The 13,414-nt window shown below is 64.4% G+C and carries 9 protein-coding genes; 5 read left to right on the top strand and 4 right to left on the bottom strand.

All coding sequences use genetic code 11. The annotated features are described in order from the left end of the window. Positions 1-14: 14 nt before the first annotated feature. From K7R21_RS11295 to K7R21_RS11275, 5 genes are all read left to right on the top strand, one after another. Entirely contained in the window at positions 15-2,408 is a 2,394-nt protein-coding gene (locus K7R21_RS11295; protein ID WP_224983372.1) for a cytochrome c3 family protein, read from the top strand. 123 nt (positions 2,409-2,531) lie between these two features. After that, positions 2,532-3,707 (top strand): DUF3108 domain-containing protein, encoded by a 1,176-nt coding sequence (locus K7R21_RS11290; protein WP_224983371.1) that lies wholly within the window; start codon positions 2,532-2,534, stop codon positions 3,705-3,707. 68 nt (positions 3,708-3,775) lie between these two features. Continuing rightward, positions 3,776-4,360 carry a hypothetical protein gene (locus tag K7R21_RS11285; protein ID WP_224983370.1) on the top strand — a complete coding sequence of 195 codons (585 nt, stop codon included), beginning with the start codon at positions 3,776-3,778 and terminating at the stop codon, positions 4,358-4,360. Between the two features lie 13 nt (positions 4,361-4,373). Next, entirely contained in the window at positions 4,374-5,852 is a 1,479-nt protein-coding gene (gene glpK, locus K7R21_RS11280) for a glycerol kinase GlpK (protein ID WP_224983369.1), read from the top strand. A gap of 195 nt (positions 5,853-6,047) precedes the next feature. Next, positions 6,048-7,661 (top strand): glycerol-3-phosphate dehydrogenase/oxidase, encoded by a 1,614-nt coding sequence (locus K7R21_RS11275; protein WP_224983368.1) that lies wholly within the window; start codon positions 6,048-6,050, stop codon positions 7,659-7,661. Between the two features lie 81 nt (positions 7,662-7,742). Here the strand turns inward: K7R21_RS11275 and K7R21_RS11270 are convergent, their stop codons facing one another. The 4 genes from K7R21_RS11270 to K7R21_RS11255 form a co-directional block, all read right to left on the bottom strand. Continuing rightward, positions 7,743-8,591: a cytochrome C gene (locus K7R21_RS11270; RefSeq protein ID WP_224983367.1), complete on the bottom strand. Its 849-nt coding sequence runs from the start codon at positions 8,589-8,591 to the stop codon at positions 7,743-7,745. Next, positions 8,579-9,013, bottom strand: a complete 435-nt coding sequence (locus K7R21_RS11265) for a cytochrome C (protein WP_224983366.1) — start codon at positions 9,011-9,013, stop codon at positions 8,579-8,581. Before K7R21_RS11265 ends, K7R21_RS11270 begins: the two co-directional genes overlap by 13 nt. Continuing rightward, complete coding sequence (locus K7R21_RS11260) at positions 9,013-10,314, bottom strand: porin (protein WP_224983365.1); 1,302 nt, start codon at positions 10,312-10,314, stop codon at positions 9,013-9,015. Before K7R21_RS11260 ends, K7R21_RS11265 begins: the two co-directional genes overlap by 1 nt. Before the next feature lie 102 nt (positions 10,315-10,416). Beyond that, positions 10,417-13,155 (bottom strand): OmcA/MtrC family decaheme c-type cytochrome, encoded by a 2,739-nt coding sequence (locus tag K7R21_RS11255; protein WP_224983364.1) that lies wholly within the window; start codon positions 13,153-13,155, stop codon positions 10,417-10,419. Positions 13,156-13,414: the final 259 nt, after the last annotated feature.

Raw genomic sequence — 13,414 nt, 5'->3', positions numbered from 1 at the left:
AAGGAGGATTGAGCATGAGTAAAAGGGTATTCAAGTATTCAGCCGTAATCGCCTCGCTACTGACGACCGCCGTCTTTACCGGCTGCGGTACCAGCCACAAAGAGGGCAATCTCACGGTTGGCGATGTCGCCAAAGTAGACGAAAGCCTCTGCGCCCAGTGCCATGGCAGCGCCCGCGAAAAGCTGACCGGACGCGTGATTTACGACGACTACTCGCAGTCTGTCCACGCTTTGAACCAGATCGGCTGCCAGGACTGCCACGGCGGTGGCGCCCAGCATAACGGCGTTGGCCCCATCCCCTATCCGAAGCCGGGTCCGGACCAATGTAAGGTCTGCCACGACAGCGCGGCTGATCCGGTGGTCACCAAGTACCTCGGCTCGAAGCACTTCTCCGTGGCGATCGAGAACGAAGAGAACGAGCCCTGCCAGCGCTGCCACACCCATGAGGGCGCGGTGCTCGCGGCCCAGTTCCATTTCACCGGCGACGGCCCGACCATGGATGCCTTGGTAAACGCCCCGGGCGTGATCCCCGAGCCTTCTCCGATCAAGTGCAACACCTGCCACGTGACCCATAAGCCCAACGAGCTGCGTATCGACTCCGCATGGCAGCCCTCCACTGTCAAAGGCGCCGCTGTAGCCGGCGGAAGCGACCAGTACCGCCTCTGCACCCAGTGCCACACCTACATCAATCCGGCCGGCGCTCTGGCTGGTTCGGGCAGCGCAACTTCCGGCACCGTGCGGGTTGGCCACCACGAGACCTCCTGGTACAGGGTAATCGCCTCCACCCACTACGATGACCCGACCACCGAGGAAATCGAAGGGTACGGCGTGCGCACCACCAACGAGAACTCCTGCTTCGATTGCCACGGCCACGAGTCCAAAACCAACTCCAGCACCTCCACCGCGAGCCCGACCATCTACACCGACTGGGCCCAGTCCGGTCACGCTGGTGGCATCCTGGTTGCCAAGCTGGCAGCTGCGACCGCTAACCCGGTCAACACCACCCTGCCCAGGACCGACCCGGTCCGCGTTGCCCAGGGGATCGCTCAGGTCGACGCAGTCATGGCCGCAGTGGCCGACATCCCGATCGAGAACGGCCAAAGCTGCGCAAGGTGCCACACCTCGTCCGGCCTCGTGCAGTTCCTTGCTAACCCGGCGCTTGGCGGCTCTTACACCATCAACGCAACAACTGGCGTGGCCACTACGGTCTCTTCCACCATCGTCGCTCCCCCGACCGGCGAGCTGGTCATGTGCTGGGGCTGCCACAGCGATGCGGGTAACGGCGTAGTCCGTCCGCTGGCGACCGCCAACGGTACTGCGACCACGAAATACACCGCGACCAGCAAAGGGCACGTGCCGACCGCCTACCAGATCGACGCAGGCAAAAACAACTGGTTCATCGATGTCGGCAAGTCCAACATCTGCATCACCTGCCACGATGGTCGCAACTCCGACCCCGCCGCAGTAACTGCAGCGATGACCGCAAATGCAGCGACTGCCTCTACTCTTGGTTCGCACCACGCGTCCGCGGCAGCCACCATGTACGTGAAGCAGGGCTTCTACAACCTCTCCACCGGCACCGCCTACGTGAAGTCCCTGAAGGCTGACCTTGACGGCGGTACTGTCACCAGTACCCACCGCAAACTGGGTACCCCCGCGATCAACGGCGACAGCCACAACCCGACCAAGTTCGTGGCCGGCTTCCTCGACTCCGAGGGCCCGTGTGTGACCTGCCACCTGACCGGCAGCCACAGCCTGGCGATGGACCAGAAGACCATCGACGCAGTCTGCTCCAACTGCCACACCTCTGAGGCTGGTCACTCCATCGCCACCGCGGCGGACTTCGCGACCTACTTCCTCGAGCCGCAATCCGAAGTCTTCCAGGATGCGCTGGCCCTCGCGGCAGCGGTCTTCAACAGCAATCAGTCCACCATCGTGTTGGCTAAAAACAGGTCCGGCGAGTACTCTGCGTACAAGAAAAACGGTACGGTTCCCTTCAACGATGCCAACTACGCAGCCTACCTGGCAGGCGGAACTGCCCCGAGTTCGGCTGCCGCTGCAGACTGGACCACGGTTGCAGGCTCGGCACCTTACACCAACAAGACCAAGCTGCTGGGCGCCGTTTCCAACGTATTGTTCCTGAGCAAGGACAAGGCTGCTTACGCCCACGCCAGGACCTACACCCGCAGGCTTCTCTACGACAGCATTGACTTCCTCGATGACGGTTCGCTCAACGGCACCGTGGGCGCCACCGCTGTCGCTATCAGCCCGACCGTGTACGGCAAAGGCGCCACCGCCTACACCGACGGCACCCTTACCACCCTTGCCACCGGCACCACCGAGGCCATGGTTTACCTCATTGGCTGGAGCCGTAGCACCGGTGCCTGGAACTCCACCGCGCGCCCGTAGTGAGCGAGCGGTGATCAGCTGAACCAGTACCCGCCCCGCCTCGAAAGAGGCGGGGCTTTTTCACTTCACTGACGGCGCTAGGGTCTGCGCCGCCGCGGCAGCCAGACCTTCTGGAAGCAAAGTATGATGCTCACTCTCCACAAAAAACGCATCGCACCGACCTGCATCGCCTTTTCCGTGGTGGCGCACCTGGTCTTGCTACTTCCCTTCTGGAAGTACGGCAGGTACAACTTCGGCAATGCGGTTGGGCCGTTGCAGGCGGTGATGGTCGATCTGGCCCAGGCAAGTCCGCAGATGGCACCGGTCCCCAAGACGAACCTGCCGGAGGTGACAACGTCCGCGTCGGCGCCGGTAACGGCGCCAAAAGCTGCGCTGGCGAGGGAGCCGGAAAGCCTCCCCCTGCCGACACAGAGCCAACCTTCACCCACCGGCGAATCGGCGCCTCCCGTCGAACCGTCCTCCCCCCTCGTCTCGGATGCACAGCCAGACAACGCAGGTCAGACCATCAAGGCCGCAACTGTGGCACCGCCCACCGTCGCGAAAAAGGCCGCTACCCCCTTAGTCCATCCCCCTTTGCGGCAGGCGGCGGAGTTCCTGGCGGCGGCGCGTGAGCGTCTCACCTACCAGATCAGCATGTTCAATGTTCCGGTGGGGAGCGCCGAACTGGAGGCGAAAAGGGAGCAAGGGGAGGTGCGGATTTCCCTGAAGGTGAAATCCTCAGCCGCGTTTTCGGGGATTTACCCTGTCGACGACCTGGTCGAGACGCGTCACATTGGGGGGAATTACATCTTGACCCGCATCAGGCAGCGGGAAGGGAGCTTCCGGAGCGACCGGGGCTTCACTCTGATGCTGCGCGACAAGAAGGTGTTCTGGATTGATCGCCTCACCAGCCGCAGTCTCAACGAGACCGTCCCCACTAGCGATGTAACCGATATCATCTCCGGGCTCTACTACCTGCGCAACCGCCCGTTAGAGGTGAGCAAAACGGAAAACCTCCACGTCTACGACAGTGACACCTACGCCGATCTCCCCGTGGAGGTCTTGCGGCGCGAGCGGATCGATCTCCCCGGGCTCAGAAAGGCAGATACAATCGTGATCCGACCGGTGCTGAAGACCGATGGCATCTTCAAGAGGACGGGTGATGTCACCATCTGGCTCACCGACGATGCCCAGAGGGTGCCGGTGAAGGTGGAAACACACATCGCGTTGGGAAAGGTCACCATCGCACTGGTAGCGGCTGACACTGAAACGAATGCACCCACCTCTGAAACAATCTCGGCGAAGGCTGACACACAGTAGATTATATCAGTGTAGCGGTCACACCTTTTTGTTACACTGTCGGCATGAGAGTCCCGATAGCTGCCATTTTGACAGTCCTCGTTTTCGCCGCTCCGTCGCAGGGGGCAGGCCTCGGCGCGCCGAAACTCTCCAATCCCCTTGATTCCCCAACCCTTTCCGAACCTCTCGCCACGACGGCCTTGTTCGACACCACACACTTTTTGACCAATGCGGGGCTTGCCTATTCGGCCTCTCCGGCCCTTGTGCTGGAACCGGAGTTGGGGGTCAGCTACCGCGGCACCGGTCAGGAACTGCACGGCGGGTTGGAGCAGTCGATGCACCGGGTGCATGCACGGGCAGGGTGGAAGGTTTCCCTTTCCGAAACCCTCTATTTCTCTGCCGCCGCCAAATTTTCCCTCTTGACCATCGAAAACACAGGTGCGAGCACCGGGGAGGAAATGGGCACTCGGCCGGGGAGTGGCGGGCATGTGGGCTACGACTTCAGCAACCCTACCCGGGCGCCGCTGCGGTGGACCGGCGAGGTGGGCGTGCACCTCACGCCGCGCACCGATCTCATGCTCTACTACGACCAGGACCCGGTCACGGGGTGGTCCGCCACCGGCCAGCACCAGGAAGAGCGGGTCGGCACCCGGTTCATCTTCAGGTTCAAATAGCAAAGGAGGACACGTGAGCCAGCTCCTATCCATCGACCAGGGCACGACCAGCAGCAGGGCCACCCTGTACGGCCGCGACGGCGACGCTGTCGCCACCTTCTCGCAGTCGCTCACCCAGCACTACCCCAATCCCGGCTGGGTGGAACACGACCCGGAGGAGATCTGGCGCGGGCAGCTCGACTGCGTGCGCCGCGTGCTTGGCGCGGCGGGCAAGGGTGACGTGGCTGGTATCGGCATCACCAACCAGCGCGAGACCACGGTGATCTGGGAGCGCGCCACGGGGAAACCGCTGCATCACGCCATCGTCTGGCAGGACCGGCGCACCGCTGAGTTCACGGAACGCCTGAAGCGGGAGGGGGCGGAGGCGATGGTGCGGCAGCGCACCGGTCTGCTGCTCGATCCCTATTTCTCGGCCAGCAAACTCACCTGGCTGCTGGACTCCATGCCGGGACTCAGGGGCCGCTGCGAGCGGGGGGAGGTCTGCTTCGGCACCATCGATTCCTGGCTCATCTTCCGGTTGACCGGCGGCAGGAGCCACGTCACCGACCTTTCCAACGCCAGCCGCACCATGCTCTTCAACATCCAGACCCTCACGTGGGACGAGGAGCTGTTGCGGCTGTTCAGGGTGCCGCGCGCCATGCTCCCCGAGGTGCTCGCCAGTGCCGCCCACTTCGGCACTACCAGTGCCGAAGTGCTCGGAGCGGAGATCCCCGTCACCGGCGTGGCGGGCGACCAGCAGGCCGCGCTGTTCGGGCAGGCATGCTTCACGCCGGGGATGGCCAAGGCCACCTTCGGGACCGGCGCTTTCGTGGTCATGAACTGCGGTTCCCGCCCAGCCGGCGGCGAGGGGGTGCTCTCCACCATCGCCTGGCAACTCCCGGGAGAGCCGGTGCAGTATGCCCTGGAGGGGTCCATCTTCATTGCCGGCGCTGCCGTGCAGTGGCTGGAGGAAGGGCTGGGGATGATTGCGGGCCCGGCAGAGGTCGAGGCGCTGGCCCGCAGCGTGGCCGACAGCGGCGGTGTCTACTTCGTGCCCGCCCTTTCCGGGCTGGGCACCCCGTACTGGGACCCCTATGCCAGGGGGGTAATCGCCGGCCTGACCCGCGGCAGCGGCAGGGCGCACCTGGCGCGCGCCGCCCTGGAGGCGATCGCCTTCCAGACCGTGGACGCCATCCGCGCCATGGAAGGGGCGAGCGGCATCGCCCTGAGGGAGTTGCGGGTGGACGGCGGTGCCACGCGCAACGACCTCCTGCTCGAGATCCAGTCCGACCTGTTGGGGACAGCTGTAGTGAGACCCCGGTGTACCGAGAGCACCTCGCTGGGGGCCGCCTTCCTGGCCGGCATCGGGGCCGGGGTGCTGGATACGGAGCGGATCGGGAGCCAGTGGGCGCTGGACCGGCGTTTCCAGCCGACTCTCGCGCCGGAGCGCCGCGAGGAAATGTGCCGCGGCTGGAAAAAATGCGTGCAACTCTCGCTTGGTTGGGCTAAGTAAGAAAGGCCCTGGCAGCAAGGGTGTTAAGGACAAAGGCGTATTTAACGCAAAGACGTAGAGTCGCAGAGAAAACCGGTACAGCAAAGCAAGCCCTTTAAGTCAAACCCTTAGGGAGGGCGGTTGCAGTCCAAAAGAGTTACCTTTGCGCCTTTGCGGCTTTGCGCCAAGAACCCAATTTTGCTTTTGGAGGGGTAAGTGACGGACCGGAACGCGAACCTGGACATACTGAAAAGCGGGCGCACCTTCGACATGCTGGTTATCGGGGGGGGGGCGACCGGGTGCGGCATCGCGGTCGACGCCGCCAGCCGCGGCCTGTCGGTGGCGCTGGTGGAGCGGGGCGACTTCGGCTGCGGCACCAGCAGCAAGAGCACCAAGCTGATCCACGGCGGCGTGCGCTACCTGGAGTCGGCGGTGCTGCACCGGGACCGGGTACAGTTCAACCTCGTTCGCGACGGGCTGCACGAGCGCAACATCCTCCTGAAGATCGCCCCGCACCTTTGCCACCGGCTCACCCTGGTCACCCCACTCTACGGCCTGGCCCAAGTGCCCTACGTCTGGACGGGGCTCAAGCTGTACGACCTGCTGGCGGGTGAAGCGGGCCTGGGGCACAGCAGCTTCGTCGGTCGCCGCGAAGTGCTGCGCCGCTTCCCCATGATCCGGGAGGAGGGGTTGAAGGGGGGAGTGCAGTACTACGACGGCCAGTTCAATGACGTGCGCATGAACGTGGCCCTGGCGCAGACCGCCACCAGGGAAGGGGCGGTGATCGCCAACTATGTCGAAGTCGTGGCGCTCATGCGGGATAAGGGGCGGGTGGCCGGGGCCGTGGTGCGGGACCCGCTGGTCGGGGCGTCGTGGCAGATCCGCGCCCGTTGCGTGGTCAACGCCTGCGGTTCTTCCGCCGACATCGTGCGCCGCCTCGACGACCCCACCGCCGCCTCCCTGCTCAGGGTAAGCCGCGGCATCCACATCATCCTCCCCGGACGCTTTGCTCCCGCCGGGGCCGGGATCATGATCCCCAAGACCGACGACGGCCGCGTGCTCTTCGTGCTCCCCTGGGAAGGAAACTGCCTGGTTGGTACCACCGAGGAACCGGCCGAGGCGAGCGAGGTGCCGATGGCGCAGGAGAAGGACGTTGACTACCTGCTGCGCCACCTGCGGCGCTACTTCAACCTGGGCGCCAAGCCCACCGACATCACCGCATCGTGGGCAGGGCTGAGGCCGCTGGTGCACGACCCGTTCACCGCCGACACGGCGGAACTGGCGCGCGACCACGTCGTCAGCTGCTCACCGACCGGGCTCATCACCATCGTCGGCGGCAAGTGGACCTCCTACCGGAAGATGGCGCTGGACGCCGTCAATTTCGCGGTGAACCACGCGGGGCTGACGCCGCAGCAACCATGTCACACCGACCGCATCATGCTGGCGGGCGGCGAGCATTTCGGCGAGGAAATGTTCAAGGAATTGGAGCGCAAGCACGGATTCCCTCCCGACGTCACGCTGCACCTGCACCGCTCCTACGGGGACCGCGCCCTGGACGTGGCCCTGTACTGCCACGGAGCACTGGGGGGCAGGCTGATCCAGGGGCACCCCTACCTCAGGGGGGAGGTACTCTACGCCACGCACAACGAGATGGCGCAGCGTGCGCTCGACTTCCTGGAGCGGCGCGTCACCTTGGCCCTGCTCGACCGCAAAGCTGCCCGCGCGGCGGCTCCCGAGGTGGTCGCGCTGATGGCGGCGGAACTGGGATGGAATCCCGAGCGGCAGACGCGAGAGCTCGAGGAGGTCGCCTACGCCTTGCGCGAGGTGTGACCCCGGGGCTGGGACGACGTAAAAAAGGGGGCTCCTGTCTTTGGACAGGAGCCCCCTTTCTCGTTTCCGGTTCGGCCGGTGTCAGATGTGGCAGGCGGCGCAGAGACGCCCGGTGTTGGTCACCGTCACCTGGGTGCGCCCGGAAGTGAAGCCGACGAAGCCGGGGTAGCCGAAGTTCTGGTAGTTGGGCGTCGTCGGGGTGGTGCCGGTGATCCTGGTGCTGCCGACGCCGACGTTGATGGTCGGCGGCGACCCGTTGCCGTGGCAGACCGGGATGATGCACTCGGCCGCGCCGTAGGTCTGGACGTAGGGGGCGTGGGCCGGGAGGATGGTCGGCATGGCAATCCCCGCCTGCACCGTGAAGCGCGCCGGGAACCAGCTCAGGGGGTGGACGGAAAAGGCGTTGCCGGCGTGGCAGCTCGAATCGACGCCGCCGGGTTGGTCGTCGAAGCAGGAAGGCCCCGAGCTGGGCACGCCGCGGTAGTCGGTGCCGTGGCAGACACTGGTGGCGCAGCTTTGGGTGGCGGCGCGGGCCTGGTCCGGGAAGGTGGTCGCCAATGCTCCCGTGATGAGGACGCCGGGGTCGATACCCGTGGCGGCCACCCGCTGCCTGATCCACTGGCCGTGCAGCGCATAGTCCCGTCCGTCCCATGCCAGCGGATGGACGTCGACCTGGTTGCCCAGATGGCATTGGGTGCAGGCAACCTTGGAGATACCGCCGCTGAAATCTGTGCCGTGGCATGGTGCGCAGTCCTCGAGGTGTCCGATGGCCGCTACCGCGTGTCGTGCCGGCAGCCAGTCGCTGGGATGGGCACCCTTGTCGGGATCGAAGTTGGCGTGGTTGTTGTTATCCCCGCAGCCGACAAGCGACAGGACCAAAAGGCACCAAAGCATGGCAAGAGCTTGAGTTGGTCTGGTTACCTGTGACATGTTTTGCACCTCTCATTGTTTTGCCGCCCGTGGCATTTCAGGCAGGATGCGGGGTTGATCCTTCCTTCAACCCTGTGACGGCTGAGGTAGTCGCCCCGGTGAGGCAGCGACAGTTCGGGCCGGTCCTTGTACTTGTCGCTGGGCTTGATCTCTTCCTTGTGTGCGTGGCAGCGGACACAGAAAGACTCCTTGTGGCAGGTGTTGCAGGCGTCGCGCTGCTGGGCCGCGTAGATCTTGTGCTTCAAGTAGAAGTCCTGGGCCTGGTGGCTGAGCGCGGTCCACTGGTCGGTATGGCATTCCGCGCACCTGGGCAGGCCCTTGACCTCTTCGGGATGGACGCGGGCGATACTGTTGGTATTGGCACAGGCGTAAAGGAAGGAGAGCATCATTCCCATTACCATTACATAAGCGGTCTTTTTCACTATTTCCCCTCCTTTCCAATACCGAAGGCGTAGCTGAGCCTGATCAGGCCGCGCAGCTCGTTATCGAAGTCCGCGCTGCGGATGTAGTCGACGTCGGCTGCTACCCTGAGGTTTGGGCTGAAATCATACCCGGCGGCAGCCGCCAGGGAAAAGGTGTTCTCCCGCCCGCTGATGCTGCTGTCGAAATCGACGTCGAAGAAGTCGAGGGTCAAGTCGGCGGGGCCGAACTTCTGCGTAGCCCAGGCGCGGTACTGGTTGTAGCGCAGCCGGGCGGTCGAGCCGTCCATGCGGTGGAAGGACAACCCGGCGGCAAGCCCGGTGCCGGTGCTGAAGTTGCCGGTGACGCCGTAGTAGTCCGCATCGCCGGCCAGGTCGTACTCGTAGCGGTTATATTCGGCGGAGAGGCCGATGTTCTTGGTGGCGTTGAAGCCGACGCTCCCCCCCACGTTCCACATCTCCTCGCCGGGGAGGATGATACCGTTGGTGAGGCTCAGCGTGTTGGTGGTGACCTGGTAGAAGTAGTCCTGGTAATGGACGTTCTGCAGCGACGCGGAGAGCCTGAGCGCATCGGTGGGGGTGACGCTGGCCGTGTAGGCATGCTCCATCCATCCCCTGGTGAGCGAGTTGTAGGTGGAGCGACCGGTGATGTCCACCATGGCCACCGGGTGCAGCCACAGGTCCACCCCCTCCTCCTCGCGTATCCCTTCGCCGCTCACCTGCGTTCTCAGGGCGCTCAATCCCACCGAGTAGTATTTGGACATGGAGTGGGCCAGCCGGCCGCCGTAGATGAGGTCGCCCCCCTCGATATCCGGCTCGGTCACCGCGGGGTTGCCGACGAAGGCTGCCGCAGTGAAGCCCGCGAGCAGGTCGGTCCTCAGGTAGAGCCCGTCGATGCGCTCGGTCGCCACCCCCTCGACCACCCACTGCCGCCCCGCGTTGGCGGTGAAGTTGCCGCGGTTGGCGCGATAGCTCAAGAAGCCGTACTGGATGTCACCCTCGGTGCGACGCTCGAAGCTGCGGTCCCCGAGGTCGACGCGCCCCCAGCCGCCGATCTCAAGCGAGATGGCACCGGGGCCGGCGCTGTCGCTGGCGGAGAGGTTCAGGTATTCGTAGAGCGGGAAAAGGTGATCGTCGAACACCCCTTCCCTCATGCGCAGGATGGTCTCGGAATTGCCGTTTATCGCGGTGGCGTCGGCGGCCTGCTGGCCGCAGATGACCAGCGCGCATGCCAACAGGATGCTCCCCACCGCCTTGAGAGCGCCGGGGGGCGCCGGTGTCGTTATTTTCTCTTTAATTTTCAAAACATTTCCTCCTTTCTTGGTTCGATCTGGTTACCGGTGGGGAAATGCAGTTGCAAATGAAACCGGGGGCGCGAACGCCCCCGGCGGGTCAGAACAAAAACATCACCAGTTCAGCAGCAGCTTCATCATACGTGCGGCGGAACTGCCCGTAGTGAGGCTGGTCGGCACCAGTGCCGGGCGGTTCTGCCCGTGCATGGGGATCACGTCGGCGACCCTGCCCTGGCCGTGGCATAAGGTGCACTGTTCGGTGGCCGACGGCATGGTCGAGCGGGCGACACCCATGTTGGTGTAGGAAGGTCCGGCCAGGGCTGCCCCAAGCTGCGCGCCGTTGGCGTTCATGTGGGCCTTGGCCAGTGGGGTGTCGTGACAGGAGACGCAGGCAGCGGTTACCGGCGCCACCACCAGGTCCGTCGGGTTGGGGACGGTGGCGCGCGCCGCGGTGATGGTGGCGGTGGTCGGGGTGGCTCCGTCGGCGACGACCTGGGTCGACGGCAGCGCTCTCGGGCGCAGGGCCTCGATCACGTCCGGGGTGTAGCTCTGCTGGGTGACGTGGCAGGCGTCGCAGTTGCCCAGCATGTTGGGGAAGGTGACCTCTTCGCCGGCGATCAGGGTGATGCCGGTGCCCGGGCCGTTACGTACGTCGCGGATCGGGTTGGTGCGGGTCCCGCCTGCGTGGATGCCGTGGATCAGGTCCTTGAAGTTGTTGGAGAACTCGGGAAAGGTGAGCGCGTACCCCGGGGTGGCCCTGTTGGTAGCGAAGTTCGGGTCCCAGGTAGTCAGGATGCCGAGCTGGATCGGGGTGAAGGCGAAGCCGGCCATCCTGGCATCCGTGATGGTGCGCCCCGAGGTGGTCAGGTTCGGGTTGTGGCAGGTCACGCAGACCTGGGTCTGGTAGACGCGCTGGCCGCCGTGGGCCTCGAAGAACTCGTGGCAGTTGCGACACTTGTCGGGATCGACCACGGTGCGGCGTACCGCGTCCCCGGTGACCGGGACGATGACGGCGGGGGTGTGGCGGCCGGCGATCGACGCATCGAAGCCGGTCTGGGAGAAGTAGCTCTGCATCGCGACCGCACGCATCTGTGCACCCGCCGGGAAGGCGAACGCGGAGTTGATGGTGGCGGTGTAGAAGCCGCTGCCGTCGGGACCGGTGATGTTGCCGGTCGCCGCGTTGTTGGTGTTGAGCAGGGTCGTGATGGAGACGACGTCAGGCTGCGCCGCCACCTTGCCCAGGTTGTTGTAGTCGGCAGGTACGGCACCGCCGGAGTCGAGCTGCGGCTTCGCGTATGCGAGTATAAAGCTCGGGCTGCCGGTGAAACCGGGGAGGGCCGTGGTAAGCCCGGCGGCCGGGGTCGCCAGGGTGACCGGGGTGCCGTTACCGAGGATGCGGAACCTGATGGCCAGGTTGTTGCTACCGTCCACGGTGGCGCTGGCGAGTTCATACTGGAAGTTGGTCAGGCCGGCGGGAGCTGCGGGGTTGAGCGGACTCACCAGGGCCTGGGCGTGCGATTCGGTGATCGCCGTCGGTGTGTGGCACGCGTTGCAGCTCGCGTCGTTGGTGTAGACCGGGTGGGTCGGGCCGGTGGTGTTGGCTCCGGTGGCGAAGTCGATGTTGTCGTGGCAGCTGCCGCACGCCTTGCGGTTGGGCATGGTGCGCCAGTTGTCGCCCTGCGGGGTGACCGCCTGCTGTTGCGCTGTGTCGGCGCGATGGCACTTGCGGCACAGGGCGGCACTTTCGGGGAAGGCGATCTCGTTAAAGTTGATGCCGGCGTAGTTGTAGCCGGTCTGAGTCAGGTTGCTCCCCATGTGCAGCTTGTGGATCAGGGTGACGAACTCGCCCAGTACCTGGACCTCGCCGGTGGACGGGTCGGTGACACCGGGGTCGGCAGTCACGTAGGTCGTGCCGGTGAAGACACCGTTGGTCGGATTGGAGATGGCCCTGCCGTAGGCGCGCTGGCTGGTGTGGCAGACTACGCAGTAACGGGTGTCGACACGCCCGGCGTGCGGCGTGGTGATGCCCAGGCCCCACCCCTGCTGGTTGAGGTCGTTGGGGTCGCCCGGGTTGCCGTGGCACTCGTTGCAGTACTTGGTGAGCACGATGTTACGCTCGGCTGCGCCCGTGGTGGACGAGGTCACCTTGGCGCCGGTGGCCGGGACGAAGTCGTAGACGATGTTGATGGCGTTCTTGTAGATCAGCTGCGGCGAGGTGTTGGCGATGTTGCCGCCGTACTCGATCACCAGGCGGTGGGTAAGGCTCGGGTCGTAGGTGAGGTCGCCCAGGTCGTTTCTGCGGTTGTTGCCGGTGAATGTCATGGCGTTGACCTGGCTCTGGATCAGCTTGATGTCGCGGGCGAAGGTGTAGCGGTACTGGCCGTTGCCCAGGTACACCAGCGTCCCCTCGCGGTCCCTGGTCGGCCTGGTGGCGGTGGGGGCCGAACCGTCGGTGGGGAAGGTGGTCACGATGTAGCTGACCCAGTGCGACGGGGTGCCGTTACTGGCCGGGATCAGCTTGGCGATGGTAAAGGCCAGGTTGGTCAGCTGCCCCGATGCGTTCCTCCTGCCGATCCCCTCCACCGGCTGCCCGCTGGCGGTCTTCAACGTGAAGGTCACCACCGGCGGACTCTGGATGGTGACGCTGTTGACGGTGCTGTTTTGCTGGTCGAAGGTGATGTTGGCCTGCTGATCGGCAGTCGAGGAGCTCAGGTTGGTGAAAACGCCGGTGCCGGCAGGGCCCTGCTCGCCCCTGGGACCCCGGTCCCCTTCGCAGCCGCCCAGCAACAAAGCGGTGGCCGCGGTCGATGCAATCAAGAAAGCGGAAAACCTTTTCAAAAGCTTTTCTTGCATAAATCCTCCTTGTCTCTGGTGTCGCATTAAGGCTGCTTCTGGACCCGGAAAAAAAGCCACAGCAGATTTGCGCTAGAGGGGGGCAGTCAGGGGCGGGATTTATGAGCTGTCATAGTCCGTCACAATCATGTGAACACCTCCTGATTATTATTAGAGTTTTTAAACGCAAAGTGAAAACTTAACAGCTGTTCATGAAATATCAAGAGGGTGAGCCGCGTTTTTTGTGGTCGCTCCGGGGCCTGTCCCGTGACCATGTGCA

This window comes from Geomonas agri, from assembly GCF_020179605.1.
Taxonomy (GTDB): domain Bacteria; phylum Desulfobacterota; class Desulfuromonadia; order Geobacterales; family Geobacteraceae; genus Geomonas; species Geomonas agri.
Note: the sequence above shows the minus strand (reverse complement) of the source record. Positions and strands in the feature narration are given on the sequence as shown.